Consider the following 20199-nt stretch of genomic DNA (forward strand, 5'->3'; position numbering starts at 1 on the left):
GCCATCACCACCTGCCGACAGTTAATTATTTCCTTATTGTTTGCAGTAGAGCTTAGAATTATGAAAACTCGGCCTCAACGCAAAAAAAGCCAGTCCGATCGGCGCTCTGATCGAACTGGCTTTCCCTTCTAATTTGCCTTTCTCAGCAATACGCGTTCAATCCGTTTGTCGGGCACAAACCAGAGCACCGCAACAAGCGCGAAGAAGAAGCAAGATACCCATGCGTTAAGATAGGCCGTCACGATGGCTAATAGATAGATCAAAGGCGATATCTTACCTTTGAAATCTTTACCCATCGCCGCCAGAATCGCAGAGTCAGATGGATGCTGGCCCAGAATCGCGCGCTGCAATAACCAATATGAAACGGAGGCTAGCAGCAGCACGATGCCATACAGCGCTGTCGGCGTGGGAGCAAAGTGACTCTCTCCGATCCAAGCCGTAGAGAAAGGCACGAGCGATAACCAGAATAGCAATAGCATATTAAGCCACATCAGCTTGCCGTTCATCGTATGAACGGCGTGAAGAAGATGATGATGATTATTCCAGTAAATCCCCACGTAGATAAAGCTGAACAAATAACTGAGCAGCTTCGGCGCCAAACTTACCAGCGAATGCCACTCGTGTCCCTCCGGCACTTTCAATTCCAGCACCATGATCGTAATAATGATGGCTAATACGCCATCGCTGAACGCTTCCATTCGATTTGCTTTCAACGCGCACACACTCTCCATTTCTAGATGTATGTCTGGTTGTTTCGACGCCTAGGATTGAAAACCTCCTTCACGCACAACAAAAATAGGCAGCCGATGCGGCTGCCTTCTAGTATTCATTAAGCGGCGGGTACATTTTTCTTAACATCCCAGCCGCCTGTGACAGGTTTACGTATCCCTTTCGCATCCGTAATCCAGTACGTCCACTTCACTTTACCGTAAACCAGCTCCACGGTCTCTTCAGTATCATCGAAGTTGTAGTTGCTTATAAAAATATCTTCAAGCTCGATCATCAAGTAAGGGAGTGGATTCCCCTCTCCACCTTGACGCGTATAAACTAGCTTGCCTTTCGGAATATGTACGCCTTTCATGGCAGTCAACATGAGCGGTATAGACGCAGCATCGGTTGATTTGGAAATGGTGAGCGATGACAGACTTACTTTAGAAGCCCCTGAACCTGAACCTGCGGCAACGGCGCCTTGACTGGTTATGGAGAACGAAGCACCTGCAATTGCAATCCACTTCTCATACCCTTTCATGGTCGATTCGCCGGAAATGCCATCCAGCTGCAGCAATATGCTGCCGTTACTCGGTGCTGCCGCGCTTGCAGGTACAATGCTGAGCGTAGCTAACCATAAACAAGCAATCAAGACGGACGATAGCAGCTTCTTCAAGAGTGATCACTCCTCCTTTATTATAGATACATTATGTATCAATAAATGACTTATGACAATTACCGTTCGCAGCAAACCTTCAAATCCCGAACAAACATCGTCAACCAAAAAACCCACCGGCACATGTCGGTGGGCAATTCCGTTATATCCGGTATAGCTTGTCCAGCGCTTCTCGCTGAGGCGGCTTTATATTGATTTTGGCACGAATATCGATTGCCTTCGCTTCCGCTTCTTCAATACCGGCCGCTTGAGAAAGCTCTATCAGTGTTCCGACTGCAACGACACCTGTTCGGCCGCCGCCCCCGGCGCAATGGAAAGCTACTTTCTTGCCGCTCTTGTACGCGCCGACAACTTCATCAATCGCTTTCTTAAATAATAGATGGTCATCCGCCTTATTGTCTCCAAGAGGAATTTGAATCCACTCCACATCCGCGCCTTCATAGGCACAACCGGCAGCCTCGGCACGCAAGTCGATGACGACATCGACCTCTTCGTTCTTGATCATATCCTCTACATCCGCTGCTCCGCCCATGAAGATTCGATCTTTGATTAAAGCTTGATAGTTATTCTGCGACATGTATCATGGCTCCTTCTCGATTCATTTTGGGTTTTAAACATTCCGGGGGTATTTCATAACCGCCGTCGGCTCAAGCAAGCCTGCCATATCCCGAACTTCTCGTTTCCCTTCCACCAGTTCGCGAATATCCCGACCCACCCGATCCGATAGACTGATAGCTATGATCTCGTAGTTTAATATGTATTATACATGATGGATTCGTGTTTCTATAATAGGGTTCGAAGATCCAATAACCTCTACGGGGACGACAACCTCTTTAATATCTACCTTTCATGAACAAAACTTTAACGGTTGTCAGCGAGGCTATGATATGAAAATAAACCTTTTTGAAATTCTAATGGTTGTCACAGACGTTATTTGCAGCAGATGGGTCGATTTCTAGTGGAAAACGTTCAAATATGCTCGATGGCAACCGTTAGAAGATTGAAAGAACGTAGGTTGCTCGACGAACGGAGAGGACTGCCGCTGCGGCAGTCCTCTCTGACGTTATTTATGGTCGATCCACGAGCCAAGATCCGTGATGTGATGCGGGAACGATTGACCCAGCTCGGTGAAGATCAAGCTGTAATCCGCATGACGGCCGCGCCGAATCGCCTGCAGCACGATTTTGTTCCTTCCCTGACGCAGCTTCACCTCAGAGTGATGCCGATTCTCCGCGGTCCACCAATCATGATGATCCGTCTCGCTTATTAATTGATCGTTAATCCATAGCCGATAAGCTTCGGTATGCCCGAAAATAATGTTGACCTCGCGATCCTCCGGCAGCTCGATCTCCCGCTCCGCGTATACGACGCAGGGTCCTTGGAAGCCGATCAGATCCGAAACCGAGAACAAATCCTCGGTCACATTCACGAACCGGTAATCCTGCGGATCGACCAGACTCCTATAATCTTTGGTCGCATCGGCCTTCGTATTGAGATGAAATTGCCGCGTCAAATCCGCGATTTCGTCCCTCGTGCCTTTGAATGCTCCGTAATACCACTCACCAAGCTCCGTGCGAGGAAGCTCAATATGATTTTCCCAGAACGGCCCGAATACTTTCCACACCTGCGCTCCGTTCAGTCCGAAGATAAAGGTTGCCCCGCCGAATGCAGCAGTGAGCAAGTTTTTCTCCGAGAGGTAGCTAACCTGCTCCGGTACGCTTACCGTGAGCGTAACCGATTTGATTTCCCCCGGCTGCAGAACGATGTGCTGCGAAGTCCAATCACTCTGCCAGCCATCAGGCAAGTCGACCGTCAATTGATCCACAGCGACAAACTCCGTCTCGTTCGACAGTCCGATGGCGATCGTCTTGCTCTCCGACCATCCAACAACGGGTATTCCCTGATAATCAACGGAGAGCACAATGGAAGGCTCCGGTTTGTTCGCGGGAATGGAGCCAAGCTCAGACGGCTGGCCTGTAATCTCGATCGCCCCATTAAGCTCTCTCATGATGGTCAACCCCGCTGCGCAAGTATCCTCGGCCAAGTCCGACAGTTGATTGGATCGGCGAGCGACTTTCACGTCCAGCTTGTAGCTGGTGTCGTAGAAGGCATGCTTCTCGATTAAGCGGTCTGCCCCATATATAATCCCGAGAAGAGCGCCTGCTGTCGCGCAGCTGCAATCCGTATCGAAGCCGCAATTCAGCGCGATCATCGTCGTCTCCAGGAAATCCCCTTTGCCGTAAAACAAACATACCAGTGTGAATCCAATATTCTGATACAGGTTCGTGCAGTCCGGGTGACCGTAATCGCGAATAATCCGAGAGCGAACCTGCTGCCAGGTCAAATCCTGCGAGGACCATGCCATCGTATCCTCCACAAGCCGGCGAATTCTCGTTCCCTCGGGCAAATAGACCATGCCGTCTCGCAGCAGCTTCATGAGATCATCTTCGACGAAGGCCATCGCTTCGACGGCCGCCAGATACTGCTCCGCGTAAATGGAATCGCCCTCATGGTCCAGCATGCCGTCTCGTCCCGCAAATTCTGCCGCGAGCTCGGGATTGCCCGGCGCAACGCAGGCCCATATCTCGGAGCGAATGGGACAGCCCATTCCATTGACGTAATACCGATTATTGAATGCACCCGATACAGGCGGATAAATACCTCGGTTATAATTTTTCTTGAACCAGGCATATTCGCCCGGCACGAACGGATACCGCTCGTAGAACGCGTCAGCCAAATCCATCGAAGTGAAGTAGACGCCTTTCTGCTCAAGCACATGCAGCCATAACACCTGAAGATCCAAGTCGTCGTTCGGCAGCATTTCCTTTATGGCCCGCGGGTCATATTCGTAATCGAAGAGTTCTTTCCTGCCTTCGAATGGAGCGCCAATCGTACCGGCAATACTCTTGCCCAGCCATGCGCCGTACACTTTATCCAAATAGTTCTCATAGGTCAACCGGTATTTTGCCATCATCGCTCTCCCTCTTATCCTTGATTGCGCCGCTCCTGAACCTTAATCGTGACCAGCTCCCCGGCTTGCATCGCTATGCCTGCTGCTGCTGCGTCATCTGCCTTTTCCTTCAGACGCTCATCCAAAAAGGCGGAGCAGACGTCCAATTCCCCGGCGAGGAGCTCACCATCTACTTGCAGATATCCTGACGGCCCAGGATTCCACAGACGGGCTATCCAACCATCGCCATCCTCGGCTTGTTTCAAACAGCTCATGAATGGATCGCTGTCCGCTGTCGATTGGATCGACATCAGGGAGCCCTGCGATGGCCAATTCCCATCATGCTGCAACGAGGCTTCCGCTAACAGCGGTGCGCGAAAATCCGAAGCTTTTCCCAAACATTGTCCTTGCCGCCAATCCCCTTCATGGGGAATTAACGCATATTCGAACCGATGCGGTCCTTGGCACTGTCCGCCCGGAGCCGGATAGTTGGCGCCGGCGGCTTGCCCGATGCTGCCAGCCGACCTGACCAAGGTAAGCTGCACGGAGGTTCCTCTATCGCCGCTGCCGCGAACAGCTTCATAAGCCGGTAAACCTTTTGTCGATAAGCACAGTCCTTCCCGCCCATCGGAAACATCAATAAATTCCTGGAACGGCTCATCTCTCCATTCCCCGCCGCCTTCTCTCACACGCCGGTCCACCACTTGAAAATGATCATAGGCCGAAACCGTTCCCGTATGCAGTCCCGTATCGAACACGACGCGCAGCATATGGTCCTTGCACGTATTATCGATTTCGAGGGCTAGGTCCAGCCTCTCCACATTCGCATAAAGCGTGGCCGTCATCGTGATCGGAAGGCTGGCTACTGCCGATGAGCGTTTCCCGTCTTGAATCGCTTTGGGCAGCTCCCAGGTCAATTCGGCCCTGAAGACAATGCGATCCTCGACATGCTCCTGCAGCCGCCATCCCGTTCCGGTCCCAGCGCTGCATGCTCTGGAATCGCGTTCATCATACGCCGCAAATTCATGATGATCGTACGAATCACCCGTTTCTTCCCGATCGAGCAAATAATTAAGCTCCCGATACTCCTTCCCCGTACGCTTATAGAGAAGGTCAAACGTCCCATCCTCGTGGAAACGAACGCGAATCGCATCGTTTTCCATGCCACTCTCGCATAAGGAAACTACCGGACGAGCTGCTAATGCTAATGCTTCCACAGATACCGCTTCATTGTTCGTCGTGCCGGGCTTGATCCAATAGCATCGGTAACCGATAGCCGGAACACTCTCCGCGATAAAATCAATCTCCAGTACCGTAAACACCTGATTGGCTGCGCGAGTATCCTCACTCGTCTTCGAAATCAATACCGCCAGCATGTCGGCGGTCATATATTCGCTCTCCAAGTCTTTATTTTTATCCACGACATGGCGTATTCTCGCAGGAATGGTCTGCCCCTTCTCGTCGAGAAGCGTATAGACGTCATGCTTGAATCGCTTCGGAACGCGCACATAACGCTTCACCGGCCCCGTATGTAAGCGACCAAGCGGATTCACCACTACAACTGCAATCGCAGTTTCTTCTTGAGAAGCCGTGTTTATGGCAGTAAGCAATTGATGAAGTCCGTCCTTGATCAGATAGGCGCCCGTGTGCTCGATTTCCTCGAAGCGATTCCGCATATCCTTGTGAACCTGATCCAGGCTGCAGCCGCAGATCGAATCATGCGGATGATTGGCAAGCAGCAGCTTCCATAGGTTCTGAATGAGCCCCTTCGGATAGGCAACGCCGCTCGCAATTGAAGCCATGACCCATAACGGCTCTATTAATCGCTGCAATAGCATTTCGCTGGCATCGTTCTGCTGCTTCAGGCTCATATGAGAGGATAACGTCCCTACCAAATCCATCGGAAGGTCGCCCGATCCTCTCATCTCTCCGGCATAAGAGGACAATCCATCTGCCGCTGCTGCAACAGCAGCAAGATAATCTTCGGGCATTGCGTACCGAATCTCATAATCTTCTTGATGCTGATTGATATAATCAACAATCCCGGGTAATGAAGGCCGGGGTTCCATATGGTCAATCCCAACGGACATGTACAGATTGGATGTCGAGGCTTTATCGAGCTGCTTCTGCGCTTCATCAAGGAAGCTGCCAAGCGTCAGCTGCGCGTCGGGCTCTAGCGATGAAGGCTGGCTGATGTCGCTCCAAATATCCGGATAGCTCAGGAATACCCCATGGCTATATCCGTGGTTGGCCGCCAAAACCTTCGAACCCGCAGGACCCTCCCACCAGAATTCATACTCGGCAAGTTCTTTATCCCAGCTAGGCCGTCCACGTCCAAACGTAGCATATTGAATGCCAAAACCATTCAATATCATCGGCAGGCTCGCAATACTCCCGAAGGAATCCGGTACATAACCGAGCATCATGGGCCTGCCGCGCATTTGCCGAATCAAATCCATGCCGATCAGCAAATTCCGAATCGTGGACTCTCCATTCTCCAGAAATTGATCGGCGAGCACATACCAAGGTCCGGTAACCAGCCGGCCGGACGCCATCAGAGCGGCTATCCGTTCCCTTTGCTCCGGTTTGATAGCTAAGTAATCTTCAAGTACAATGGCTTGCCCATCGAGCAGAAACCTGTAGGTCGGATGATCGTCCATGATGCGCAGCAGCCGATCGATCAAATGAACCAAACGAACCTGAAATTGCCCTTTCGTCATGACCCATTCGCGGTCCCAATGCGTGGTTGGTGTAAGGAACATGGTTTTCTTATCCATTTGAACCTCCGTTTGTTCAAAAAAAGGGCTGCTACCTTCCGGGAGCAGCCCTCTTCCGTTATGATTACTGCGCTTGCTTGGATGCAACGAATGCCGCTGCCTGCTTCTTCACTTCCTCGATTACTTTCTCGGCGCCGGCTTTTTTGTATCTTTCGATCAGGTCGGCTACTGCGGCGTCTACGTCTTTCACCAGACCCATTTGGATCGGTGCAGAGTATTGCTTGTCGATGTTCACGATATTGGCGAGTTCTGTTTTAATGTTTGTCGTATCGATATTAAAGCCGTTAAGCAAGTATGGTGCGGCTTTCTCAAGCAGCGCTTTCTTCGTGTCGATGTATTGCTGCGTATAGCTCTCAAGCGGCGGCCATTGGTCGCGGTTGTTAGACCACCAGCCTGCACCGTACATCGGGTACGGATTCGGATCGGCCTGAGCGACAACCAGCTTGCCATCGCCATTAAGCGTGTAGTTTTTGCCTTCGATTCCGAATGCGAGCAGCATGTTATAAGCTTTGTCTTGGTGCAGCAGGTCGATCGCCATGAGCGCTCTTTCGTAGTTCTTCGTTTTCGGAGAGAATGCGAAACCGTTGCCTGTAGCGGGACGAGTCATGACGACGCCGCTGTCTGTCAGGTTGTTGACCGCGCCAAGCTCCCAGCCTTTAGCGATCATGTCGGAGCTGTATTGGGCATAGTTCTCGAAAGCGTTCGCCCAGTAGCCGGATTTGCCTTCTTTGGCAAGGTCGGACGCAGCCGTCTTCTGTGCAAATGCGTTCTTAGGCAGCAACCCTTTGTCCGCCCAATCCTTCATCGTTTTGGCAGCATCGATAAACTTCGCTTTGAAGGCATCGTCGAACAAGCCGGTAATCGTGTATGACGGATCGTCCGGGAAGAATCCCGTAACATAGTTCGCTTCTTTAAGTACATAGTTCTTCATCAAGCCGCCGAAGATACCTTGAATATCGGAGGCGGAGCCGTCAACAGGAAGCATGCCTTTCTCATTGTCTTTCAGCGCTTGAAAGTAAGGTCCCAAGTCTTTGAACGTTTTGATTTCAGGTACGTTGTACTTCTTACGAAGATCTTCACGGTAGAAACCTGTACCCACGTCCAATTCCTTGAACGTTTGCGGAATCATGTAGATTTTGCCGTTTACGCGGGCATCCGTCCATTGGCCTTCGGACGTAGCTGATGCCGTCAATGGCATAAACTTGTTTACGTCGTCTATCGTAATTTCGTGATAACCGCCTTTGGAAGCGTTGGAGCCGTAGTTGACGTTACCGAAGATGACGTCCCAATCCTGCGGGGAAGCCAGTACGAGCGGATACTTCGTATTAATGTCGGCGAACGGAATATAAGTCAATTCAATGGTCGCGTTAATGTCGGCTTCGAGCTTCTTGTTGACTTCAGCCATGACCGCTTCGTTATCCTTCGGAGCTTCGCCGAGAAGAACGAATTTCAACGTCACTTTATCCAATTGCGGTTTCTCTGTGTTGTCGGCTGCAGTGTTGTCGGCTGCAGCGCTGTTGTCCGTGTTGCTGGCCGCTGCGTTGTTCTTCGTCTCATTGGCAGGCGTGTTGTTAGCTGTGTCTTTGTTGCCATTGTCATTCTTGGAACAAGCGGACAAGATTAACGTCAAGCAGAGCATTAGCGATAAACCAAGACTTAGTGCTTTTGATTTCTTGCTCATCTTTGTTTAACCTCCCAATTATTGAATGAACTATGTTAAACCGCCGCGTAGCGGAATTAACCAAACCCACCTATCCTTTGACTGACCCGATCGTAAGACCGGCAACGAAATACTTCTGAACGAACGGGTAAGCGAAAACGATCGGCCCCGTCGCGACGACTGTCAGCGCGAGTTTAACCGTTTGCTGAGGCAATTCAATGGCGGATGCAGCTCCGTTATTCTGCAGCATCTGTTTCGCGAAGGTCGTTGAGCTCAGAATTCTGTATAGCGTGTACTGAAGCGGAAACAGGTTGTCTTTGGTAATGAACAGCGTCGCCGTATACCAATCGTTCCAATACCCGAGGGCGATGAATAGCCCGATCGATGCGAGCGCCGGCTTGAGCAGCGGGAACACGACTCTGATAAAGATGGAGAAGTCATTTGCCCCGTCGATCTTCGCCGATTCGGAGATGGAATCCGGAATGCTGTTCGCGATATAAGTTCTCAGAATCAGGATGTAGATGACGTTAAACATCCCGTTCAAGAGCAGAATCATCATCGTATTTCGTAGATGCAGATAGTTGGACATCAGCAGATAGTAAGGCACCAAGCCCCCGCTGAACAAGGTCGTGAAGAAGAGGTAGAAGGCCATCCCGTTGCGGTATTTCACATCTTTTCTGGCAAGCACGTAAGCAGTCATCGAGGAGAAGAAGACGGATATTCCGGTACCTGCTATCGTAAGAAATATCGTGACCAGATAACTGTGGAAGATCTTCTCGGGCTCCATAAAAATGAATTTATAAGCGCCAAGGTCAAAGGTCCGCGGAAGAAGCGAGTATCCATACTGCAGGATCGAACTCTCGGATTGGAAGGATCCCACAAGCAGCATGACGAATGGCAATATCGTGGCGATGCCGATGAAACCTACGACGATGAATGCGATGATATTAAAGGTGATGACGTCTTTTCCCATTTTCATAGACTTGAACCGCCTTCCCTGCTCGAACCGAGAGTCACTAATAGAGCGCATAATCGCTGTTCCATTTCTTAACGCCCCAGTTTACCGCGTAGATAATGAAGAAGCTAAGCACGGATTGGTACACGCCGCCGGCGGAAGCCATGCCGAAGTCGTTCGCGAATATAAGGGATCGGAAGACAAACGTATCGATAATGTCCGTCGTGTCGGCCAAGAGTCCGTTGTCGCCGATAAGTTGGTAGAACATATCGAATTCTCCGCGCATGATTCTGGATAGTCCGAGCAGAACCAGCGTAATGATGGTCGGCTTTAGCATCGGAATGGTAATGTACCAGATCCGTTGGTACAAATTCGCGCCGTCGATCTTGGCGGATTCGTAGCTCTCATGATCGATTCCCATAATCGCCGATAGGTACAGCACGCTGGAGAAGCCGATTCCCTTCCATACATAGAACAGAGGCAGAAGGATGAGCCACATACTCGGATTCGAGTAGATGTCGATCGGCTCTGCGCCGAGCGACTTCAGCCACGTGTTGAGCGCGCCGTAATCATAGTTGAAGATATTGTAGAAGAACGCCGACACGGTAACCCAGGAGATGAAGTACGGCAGGAACATGAACGTCTGCGCCGTCTTCTTGAAGTACTTGCCGACCATTTCCGCAATCAGAATCGCGACGATAACCGATAGAATCGTACTAACCGTCAGAAACACGAGATTGTAAAGCACCGTGTTCTTCGTAACGAGCCACAGCTTGCCGGATTCGAAGAAATATTTGAAGTTTTCGATTCCATTCCATTTGCTTCCGAAAATGCCGCCGTCGTAGGAATACTCCTTGAACGCAATGACGATACCCGGCATCGGAAGATAAGCCAGCACGAGGAAGTAGATCCCGACGGGCAAAAACATCAGATAGAGAATACGGTTTTTCATAATCTCGTACAGGAATCCTTTTTTCTTCAGAGCCCTTTGCATTCATCCACCTCTTACCGAATGTCGTTTGTTGGTTACGCTTTCATAATAAAGCGTTTTCATAATCCGTGCTACGAGATAAAATTACGATCCCTTTGCAATCTTACGCAACTTTACCAAGCGAAATTTGTCGACTATACGGCCCATCTTATCATAGGGTGCCGAACAATTGTACAATCCAAGAGTCCTACACGAGAAGAAAGCTTACCGGAATTCCCCCTCCGAGCATGGCTGCTCTTGCGGAAATTCAAGTAAGCTCAGGTTCCTTCTATAGTCACTGATTAGCGGATTATCCGTTTCGATTTGCCATTCCTGCCAAGAAGCTAAGCATAAACTGTACGGCAAGGCGAGAAGTCACGTTGCGCACGTCCACGGCTGGGTCAATGCAAACAAAATCGATCCCCTTCACCTGGGGTAAAGCTCCGAGTCGATACAAGGCGTCAAGCGCGTCCCATGGATTCAGCCCCCCTGTCCCGATAGCCGGACAGCCCGGCGCATAAGCCTGATCGATGACGTCTACGTCGAAGCTGACATAGATCGCTTCCGTTCCGTCGCCGACAAGCGCGAGCGCTTGATCGATGACCGGATCGATGCCCGTGCGACGCACATCGCGCGAGGAGAATACATGCACGCCATGGCTCTTCACATAATCGTGATACGGCTTTGCGTTCATAAATCCTCGGATACCGATTTGCACGATATTCCGTCCATCGACGACACCGGACTCCAAGACCCCTCGGAAAGGGGTCCCATTGGTAACGCCGCCGTCTTCGAAATTACGCACGTCATGATGCGCGTCGAAATGAATAATGCCCACTTTCTTGCCCGGATAACGCCGGGAGAATGCTTTAATAGAGGGGCAGCTTGTCGAATGATCCCCGCCCAATAGGATCGGAACGATAGAAGGCTGAGCCCTGTAGATCGCGTTCATGCTTTCCTCGATGCGGCGGTGGCATTCCGCGATATCCGTAACATGCATCTGAATGTCGCCGAGGTCGCGGACGGCCATGTCCTGCAGATCAACGTCATATTCAAGCGAGTAGGTCGTAAACGACTTGAATGCCGTACGAATCGCCGCAGGCGTCGTCGAGGCGCTGGATATCGAGATGGAAGGCTTAGAGAGCGGTACTCCGATGATCCCCGCCAGCAATTGTTCCTTGCCATCCCACTCTCGGATCCAATGCGCGACCTTTGTCTCCAGATGATCTCGAAACACGGCCTGATCCGGTCTTTTCAGAAAAGGGATCTCCTGGCTCATGGAAGCGTCCCCTCCTTCTTGGCTTGCAACGTGACGATTTGCCGATCCCAAACGGCGACATTCCCGTTCTTGATCACGCCGTACGCGTGGTTGATGCCGAAATGATAGGGCAAATAGGCAAGATTCGGCGCGTCGAATAGCGTGATATCTGCGCGCTTCCCTACCTCAATCGAACCAATCTGATCACCTCGGCCAATCGCGTTTGCCGCATTGATCGTGCAGGCCGTCAGAATCTCCTCCGGCGTCATCTTCAAGTTGAGCGAGGCGAGCATGATGACGAGTTGAATGGATTCGGTCGGACAGGATCCCGGATTATAATCGGTTGACAGGGACACCGGAAGGTTGAACCGATCGATCATGTCCCGCGCCCTTGCATGCTTGTTAAGTCCAAGGTTGAACGAAGTGCCTGGCAACAGCACCGGGATGACGCCGTTTGCCGCAAGCATCCGCAAGCCTTCGTCGGACGCCGCCAGCAGATGCTCCGCGGAAATCGCGCCGACTTCCCCCGCTAATTCGGTTCCGCCGAGCGATTCGATTTCATCGGCATGAATTTTGGAAAGCAGTCCGAGTCCCCGCCCTTCGAGCAATATACGACGAGATTGTTCTACTGTAAACACTCCATGTTCGCAAAATACGTCGCAAAACTCCGCCAGGCCATGTTGCGCCACTTCGGCAAGCATGTCGCAGACGAGGTCTACGTAATCGTGAGCCCTGCCTTTATACTCGGGCGGCACTGCATGGGCGCCCATGAACGTTGAAACGACGTCAATCGGATGCATTTCGTTTAGCCGTTTCGCCGTACGCAGCTGTTTAAGCTCATCCTCTAAGGTAAGGCCATACCCGCTCTTCGCTTCCACCGTCGTTACGCCTTGCAAGAGCATAATATCGAGGCTTCGATACGCCTTGTCATATAATTGCTGCTCGCTTGAAGCACGGGTAGCTTGAACGGTGCTTAAGATGCCGCCGCCTTGAGCCAGAATATCCAAATAAGGGACGCCGGAACGCTTAAGCGCGAGTTCATGCTCCCTCGAGCCGCCATGTACGAGATGCGTATGCGGATCAACGAGACCAGGCGTAACCAGATAACCGCGAGCATCCAGCGTCTGAGCAATTTCTACGCCTTGCAGCCGGTTTGTCACGTCTTCTTCGGAACCGACGAGCGCAATTCGTCCGCCTTGTATCGCGACCGCGGCATTTGTAATCTCCCGTAGCTCCTTCATCTCTCCTCCGTAACGAGGTACGTTCCCGATAGGGGTTACCAAACGGCCGATGCCTGTAAGCAGTAAGTCTATCCGTTCTATGATCGTCACGCTCCTTAAGGTTATAGGTTATCTCCTAATCGCGCATCGGAATGCGGATTCCATGTTTCTCCGCGCTGTCGATGGCTTCCTCGTAACCGGCATCCGCGTGACGGACGATGCCCATTCCCGGGTCCGACGTCAACACGCAGCGCAGGCGTTCAGCTGCTTCGTCGGTACCATCGGCAACGACAACCATGCCTGCATGCAAGGAGTAACCCATACCGACGCCTCCTCCATGGTGGACGGATACCCAGGAAGCGCCTGCCGATGTGTTGATGAGCGCGTTCAGAATCGCCCAGTCGCCAACCGCATCCGACCCGTCCTTCATCGCTTCCGTCTCCCGGTTCGGCGATGCCACGGAGCCGCAGTCCAGATGGTCGCGGCCGATCACGACCGGTGCTTTCAACTCGCCGCTCTTCACCATCTCGTTGAGCGCGAGACCGAACTTTTCCCGTTCTCCGTAACCGAGCCAGCAGATGCGTGCCGGAAGACCTTGAAACGCTACGCGTTCGCGCGCCATCTCAATCCAGCGGCGAAGATGATCGTTCCCCGGGAACATGCGGAGAACAAGCTCATCCGTTTTGCGAATGTCCTCCGGGTCGCCGGAGAGCGCTGCCCAGCGGAATGGCCCTTTGCCTTCGCAGAACAGAGGACGGATATAAGCAGGCACGAAGCCGGGAAAGTCGAAGGCATTGGCAACCCCTTCATCGAACGCGACTTGACGAATGTTGTTCCCATAATCGAACACGACCGATCCGAGCCGCTGCAAGTCGAGCATCGCCTGAACATGGATTGCCATGCTTGCCTTGGACAGCTTCATGTATTGCTCCGGATCACTCGCTCGCAGTGCCGCCGCTTCATCCAAGGAATAACCGGCCGGAATGTAACCAACAAGCGGATCATGCGCGGACGTTTGATCCGTCACGAAATCCGGCTTGATGCCGCGGCGCACGAATTCGGGATAAATATCCGCCGCGTTCCCCAGTAGGCCAATGGCGAGCGCTCCCCCTTCTGAAATGGCTTTGTTCGCCAATGCCAAGGCTTCATCCAGCGTTTCCGCGAGAACATCGCAGTACCTCGTTTGAATGCGCCGTTCGATACGCGCACGATCGACTTCGACGGCGATGACGACGCCTTCGTTCATCGTGACGGCCAGCGGCTGCGCGCCGCCCATGCCGCCTAGCCCCGCCGTCAATGTCAGCGTGCCTTTGAGCGTACCTCCTGCATGTTGACGGGCGGCTTCGGCGAAGGTTTCGTACGTCCCTTGCAAAATTCCCTGGGTCCCAATATAAATCCAGCTGCCGGCAGTCATTTGACCGTACATCATCAGCCCCTTCTGCTCCAGCTCGCGGAAGTGCTCCCAAGTTGCCCATTTCGGCACGAGTACGGAATTGGACAACAGGACGCGGGGAGCGCGTTCATGGGTTCTGAAGACGCCGACCGGCTTACCGGATTGGACCAGCAGCGTTTCGTCGTTCTCTAATCGCTGCAGCTCACGCACGATGGCGTCATAGGATGGCCAGTTGCGTGCTGCTTTGCCGATGCCGCCATAAACGACCAGTTCTTCCGGACGCTCCGCAACCTCAGGGTCGAGATTATTCATCAGCATTCGGAGTGCCGCTTCCTGCACCCAGCCTTTGCACGACAATTCCGTGCCGCGCGGAGCTCGGATTACACGTTTTGGTTCCGGTTGATTATTCGTAGTCATATCGGATCCTCCCCTAGAACATGATTGACTAATACAGTGGTCCGGTAATGGCTTCCACCGCGACCAGAAATTCGCCGGACAGCAAAGCGTCCGCTGTTCTTTCGATATCGGCCGAAGTGGAACGGTCATCCACGACCGGCGGAACGAGGGTTCTCAGCTTCTCGTATAACGCACGAGTTGCGGGAGCTAACCCGTCCGCCCCGATAAACTCGGCTGCCTCAGCGGCACAGATCAATTCAATCGCAAGCACCTTGGAAACGTTGTCAACCACCTGTACCGCATGTCTGGCGGCCGTTGTCCCCATGGAAACGTGATCCTCCTGGTTGGCCGATGACGGAATTGAATCTACGCTTGCCGGATGGGCGAGCACCTTATTCTCCGAAACGAGTGATGCACTAACATATTGCGTAATCATCAATCCTGACCCGATACCCGGGTTGCGACTAAGGAAAGGAGGCAAGCCGCCGGATAACGCCGGATTGACGAGCCGTTCGGTTCGGCGCTCCGAAATATTCGCAAGCTCGCTCATCCCGATTTTCAGAAAATCCATGGCAAACGCGATCGGTTGACCATGGAAATTGCCTCCCGAGATGACCTGCCCATCTTCCGGAAATAAGAGCGGATTATCGGTAGCGGAATTGATTTCGATGGTCAGTTTATCCCGCACATAATCAAGCACTTGGCGAGTAGCTCCATGCACTTGCGGCAGGCAGCGAAGCGAATAAGCATCTTGTACCCGGATCTCTCCCTGCCGCGTCGTTAGTTTACTGCCTTTCAGCAGGGTCCGGAAATTCTTCGCCACGCCAATCTGTTCGGGATAAGGTCTCGCTTGGTGCACTTCCTCAGCGAATGCTTCCGGGATCCCGCGCAAGCTTTCCAAAGTGAGCGCTGCGATCGCGTCTGCGATTTGGGCCAATCGTTGTGCTTTCATGAAGGTGAGCGTGCCGATCGAGGTCATGATCTGGGTACCGTTGATGAGCGCCAACCCCTCTTTTGCCTGCAAGGTGATGGGTTTCAACCCTGCTCGGGCCAGCGCCGCAGCACCCGGAAGCCGCTCCCCTTGATAGAAAGCCTCCCCTTCGCCCATCAGCACGAGCGCCAGATGGGAAAGCGGCGCTAAATCACCGCTTGCGCCGAGCGAGCCTTGCTCGGGTACAACGGGATGCACGCCTAAATTGATACAATCGATCAGCAATTGCAGCGTGACCGGACGAATGCCGGAATACCCTTTGGCAAGCGCATTGGCGCGAAGAAGCATGAGCGCCCGAACCGTTGCTTCCGGCAAGGGGCTGCCTACCGCGCAGGCGTGACTGCGAATTAAGTTGATTTGCAGCTTCGCGGCGTCTTGAGGCGAGATATGCACATCGCTGAATTTACCGAAACCCGTGCTTACGCCATAAACGACTTTGCCGGCGGCAACAAGCTCTTCCACCATTTCACGGCAGCGACTCACACGCTCGGCCGCATCCGCACACAGTATGACCGCTCTGCAATCCAATGCCACTTCCATCACCAGTTCAGGCACGAGCTGCTTTCCATCCAGTACGACAGGCGTCATGTCAACACCCCTCTCTTGTTGTTCGGCGACTAACATGTCGAGTGATCCCCTTTCTTGCTTTAATATAAGAAAGGGACCGAGCGGAAGCTTTAAGCTTCCACGCGGTCCCTTTTCGAAAAGGGGATATGCGATTGTCCAGTATCATGCTTTCGCCAATACTTCATCGCGACCCACTCGTTTCAGTTGTAGTTTTCGATTCATCTTTAATTGTCACATGCCGGTTTGAATGTTGTCAATGGGGTCTCGCGGACGCGGCGCGGGAAATGTGGCCGATGGTTTACCACGGCAGCTCGATGATGACCGTGACGCCGGGGCCTTCATTGCGCCGATAAGTAAGTCCATACTCTTCTCCATAGAGCAGCTTAATACGTTTGTTGATATTATTTGCGCCATATCCGTGGAAGGGGTCGGTTCGATCCCTATTGAAAATACGTTCCAGGTTTTCCTGCGAGATGCCCACCCCGTCGTCTTTCACCGTGATCACGATTTTGCCATGGACGGCATTTGCGCTGATCGTAATGGTCCCTGTCTCGCTTTCCGTCTCCAGAATGCCGTGAATGATCGAATTTTCGACCAAGGGCTGCAGCGTGATTTTCGGCATCGCATGTTCATAGAGCGCTTCCGGAATATCGATCACAAGCGTAATGCCGTTCTTGAACCTGGCGTTCTGAATGTCGATGTAGGCGGCAATATGCTCGACTTCATTGCGCAAAGAGACGATGTCCTCCCCTTTGCTTAAGCTAAGCTTATAGAATTTGGACAGCGATTGGACAAGATCATAGATGCCTTGCTCCTGAATGCGCATCGCCTTCCAGTAGATCAGGTCAAGCGTGTTATAGAGAAAATGCGGATTAATTTGCGCCTGCAGTGCTTTGAGCTCCATCGATTTCACTTCTTGCCCCAGCGCATATTTCTCATCGAGCAGCTGCGTAACCTTGGCGATCATCGACTTGAAGTTCCGCGATAATTCCCCGATCTCATCCTTGCCCTCGTGCTGAATTTGCAGGTCGAAGTCGCCCTGCTTCACGCTCTTCATCTGCGAGATCAGACCGCGAATTCTGCGCGTACCGGACGCAGCAGCGAGAAAGGCCAGCGGCAGCAGGAACATCGCAATTAAGAACGCAATGGCCAGCATCTGCTTCATCGCTTTCTTCTGCGAGCCCAGAATCTCCTTATACGGAGTCAAGCTGACCAAATACCAGTCGGAATCCTCGACCAGCTGCGCCCCGACCAAATACTCCGCATTGTCGAAAACCCGCTTGCCCCAGACCCCTTCCTTGAACTGATCGTTCGTGCTCCCTTTCAGAATGTCCGACTTGAACGACAGCATCCCTGCATTCGCATGGGAGGAATGAACCAGGATCTCGCCGGCTTGGTTGATCAGAAATACGGAGGACTCCTTCGTAAACGCTACGCGATCCAGAATCGATTCGAATATACTCTTGGGCATATCGACACTGAGGACCCCGATCACATTCTGGAAGCTTTCGTTATCGAAGATACTTCTTGCGATTGTAAACGTCGGCGTCTTCTCCTTCTGCAAATCATTCAGCAGAATCATGCTTGGGAATACCTCGAACGTAGTGCTGCTCTTATTCAAATTCGCGTACCACGCGGTGGACGCAATCCGATTGGTGCTCATTACGTCATCGGTTTCGTTCGTGCTTGCTACGGCCTGAGAGGTATATAAGCTTGTTTTGATAATGTCTTCGCTTGGCTTCGTAATATAAAATTGCTTGCGGATGCCTTCGACATCGAAGCTCCATAACCCGTAGCTATTGTAGTAATAGCTGGCGCTCCGATGCAAAATATCTTGGATTTTCTCATTCGAAGCCAGGATCGTTAAGAAGTTCTTGGCGACATATAGCTTAAATTCCATAAACGATCGGCTCTGTTCGAATACTTGCCGGGAGGAATACCTCGCTTGCGTCTCGAGATCCTTAGAGGAGATGCGATAATTCACGATAATAAACAATGTGAAAGGGATCGCAAGCAGCAGTAAATATTGCAGGAAAAGCTTATAGTGCATTTTCAAATCGCGGTAGATGTTAACTCTCATAGAGCTGCTTCATCCTATACTCGGATGGTGTGGAGCCTGTGTATTTCTTGAACAGCGTGGAGAAATAGTTCGTATCCGTGAGTCCGATTTCGGTTGTAATATCGTACAGCTTCTTATTGCGGTCCTGCAGCAGCCCTTTCGCTTTCTCGATGCGAAGCGCCGTGATGAATTCATTCAGGGTACGGCCGGTCGATTTCTTGAAAAAAGCGCATAAGTACGTTTGACTCAAATACGTATGCTGAGCGATGGTCTGAATCGACAGCTGATTGCTGTCGTAATGGCTTGCGATATACTTCTTGATCTCGTCGATTTTCTCGATGCCGCCTGCCCTGCTCTCCGGCTTCAGCATCGTCATGTCGATATTCGAGCGCAGAAACGCGGCAAGCTCGCTAAGGGTAATGCGCGTATCGATTTCACGCCACATATACGTCGTTTCTTGCTCATCGCCGGAATCGGCAGCATCCCACTGCATCGTCACTTCAAACAGTATCCGCAAATGATTGAAATAGAGGTTTCTGATCTTATTCGTGTCGGGGTCCTCGGCGGCGGCGATTGCTTCTGTCAACTGATTGACATAGTCGATTATTGCTTCAGGCGGGTCGCTTCTGAGCATCTTCTTAAAGCGGTTATAAACGCCTTTGTCCAGTTCATAACAGCCGGGCGCAGCAGAATTCGGAAAGTAAATCCGATTCGTCCCCGCGTAAAATTGACGTTTCGCCGCTTCTGTCGCCGCCTTGTACGACAAGGAGAATGCATCGGTTCGGACCGTTTGATCGCTGCAGCCCGCAGACAGCGAATAGTTCCCCTGCGAAGCCTCTTGAATCGATTCCAGTATATTCCCGGCGAATGCTTCGGCCTTCATCTGTTGAACCGCGGCTGGATCATTCGCGATGATCGCCAAACATCGATCTCCCACGAATCCGGCGATATATCGTTGATCCGAGTTGCTCGGAGAATGATTCAATAGGTGAAGTATTCGCTGCTTGACCAGCGGTTTCTCATCTTCTGCTGTGGCAGAGGACCAATTAAACAGAAATGTATAGACGCGGAAGGGTTCGCTCGTCGTTAACGGCAAAATGCCGGAGTCGACGCGATCCATCCAGACCGACAGATCCGTTTTGTTGCAGATCACATCCACAACGATCTCCTCGCGCCGATACTGAATATCTACCTTTTGGGTAGCCGCATGTTCAATCTTCTTCACAACGTCGATAAACAGCGTCTTCAGCTGCTCCATGTCGACAGGCTTGTCCAGATAGTCGACGGCATGCAGCTGAATCGCCGATTTCAAATACTCTTTGTCCGAGAAGCCGCTAAGGAATACAATCTCACAATCCGGATAGAGGATGCGGAACCTCTGCGCCAGCTCAATGCCATTCATCTTCGGCATGCGAATATCGGTCAGCAATATCGACGGCTTGAACTTCTCTGCAAGCGCAAGCGCCGCAATGCCGTTCTCCGCCGAATGCATTTCTGTAATTCCCCAATCAGACCAGGGCACCAGCTCCATCAAACTATCACGTGTCGTTTCTTCATCATCGACGATCATCAAGTTAATCACCCTGCTCCCCCTCTCTGAAATCGCTTTCAAACATCTC

14 protein-coding genes are annotated in these 20199 nt (G+C 51.9%); all 14 read right to left on the reverse strand.

What is annotated here, in order from left to right; genetic code table 11:
- Positions 1-128: 128 nt before the first annotated feature.
- Positions 129-713: a TMEM175 family protein gene (locus I8J30_RS03565; protein ID WP_210655416.1), complete on the reverse strand. Its 585-nt coding sequence runs from the start codon at positions 711-713 to the stop codon at positions 129-131.
- A 116-nt stretch (positions 714-829) separates the two neighbouring features.
- On the reverse strand, positions 830-1384 hold the full coding sequence (locus tag I8J30_RS03570) for an Hcp family type VI secretion system effector (protein WP_210655418.1): 555 nt from the start codon (positions 1382-1384) through the stop codon (positions 830-832).
- Between the two features lie 142 nt (positions 1385-1526).
- A complete protein-coding gene (locus tag I8J30_RS03575; RefSeq protein WP_210655420.1) occupies positions 1527-1961 on the reverse strand; it encodes a protein-tyrosine phosphatase family protein in 435 nt (144 codons plus the stop codon).
- A gap of 486 nt (positions 1962-2447) precedes the next feature.
- The gene (locus I8J30_RS03580; protein WP_210655422.1) at positions 2448-4358 is read right to left on the reverse strand and encodes an ADP-ribosylglycohydrolase family protein; all 1911 of its coding nucleotides are present in this window, start codon (positions 4356-4358) and stop codon (positions 2448-2450) included.
- Between the two features lie 11 nt (positions 4359-4369).
- Positions 4370-7111 (reverse strand): alpha-mannosidase, encoded by a 2742-nt coding sequence (locus tag I8J30_RS03585; protein WP_210655424.1) that lies wholly within the window; start codon positions 7109-7111, stop codon positions 4370-4372.
- Positions 7112-7175: 64 nt separating this feature from the next.
- Complete coding sequence (locus tag I8J30_RS03590) at positions 7176-8792, reverse strand: ABC transporter substrate-binding protein (RefSeq protein ID WP_210655426.1); 1617 nt, start codon at positions 8790-8792, stop codon at positions 7176-7178.
- Between the two features lie 70 nt (positions 8793-8862).
- Positions 8863-9750, reverse strand: coding sequence for a carbohydrate ABC transporter permease (locus I8J30_RS03595; protein ID WP_210655428.1), 888 nt, complete (start codon positions 9748-9750; stop codon positions 8863-8865).
- Between the two features lie 37 nt (positions 9751-9787).
- Positions 9788-10720, reverse strand: a complete 933-nt coding sequence (locus I8J30_RS03600; protein WP_210655430.1) for an ABC transporter permease — start codon at positions 10718-10720, stop codon at positions 9788-9790.
- Positions 10721-11006: 286 nt separating this feature from the next.
- The gene (gene hutG, locus I8J30_RS03605) at positions 11007-11975 is read right to left on the reverse strand and encodes a formimidoylglutamase (RefSeq protein ID WP_210655432.1); all 969 of its coding nucleotides are present in this window, start codon (positions 11973-11975) and stop codon (positions 11007-11009) included.
- Positions 11972-13276 (reverse strand): imidazolonepropionase, encoded by a 1305-nt coding sequence (gene hutI, locus I8J30_RS03610; RefSeq protein ID WP_338044813.1) that lies wholly within the window; start codon positions 13274-13276, stop codon positions 11972-11974. The genes hutG and hutI overlap by 4 nt, the downstream gene beginning before the upstream one ends.
- A gap of 34 nt (positions 13277-13310) precedes the next feature.
- Positions 13311-14984: a urocanate hydratase gene (gene hutU, locus I8J30_RS03615; protein WP_210655434.1), complete on the reverse strand. Its 1674-nt coding sequence runs from the start codon at positions 14982-14984 to the stop codon at positions 13311-13313.
- Positions 14985-15012: 28 nt separating this feature from the next.
- A complete protein-coding gene (hutH, locus tag I8J30_RS03620; RefSeq protein ID WP_210655435.1) occupies positions 15013-16542 on the reverse strand; it encodes a histidine ammonia-lyase in 1530 nt (509 codons plus the stop codon).
- A gap of 277 nt (positions 16543-16819) precedes the next feature.
- Positions 16820-18601, reverse strand: a complete 1782-nt coding sequence (locus I8J30_RS03625) for a cache domain-containing sensor histidine kinase (RefSeq protein ID WP_210655437.1) — start codon at positions 18599-18601, stop codon at positions 16820-16822.
- Positions 18591-20162 (reverse strand): response regulator, encoded by a 1572-nt coding sequence (locus I8J30_RS03630; RefSeq protein ID WP_210655439.1) that lies wholly within the window; start codon positions 20160-20162, stop codon positions 18591-18593. Before I8J30_RS03630 ends, I8J30_RS03625 begins: the two co-directional genes overlap by 11 nt.
- Between the last annotated feature and the right edge of the window lie 37 nt (positions 20163-20199).

Source organism: Paenibacillus lignilyticus, from assembly GCF_017942085.1.
In the GTDB taxonomy this organism is placed as follows: domain Bacteria; phylum Bacillota; class Bacilli; order Paenibacillales; family Paenibacillaceae; genus Paenibacillus_Z; species Paenibacillus_Z lignilyticus.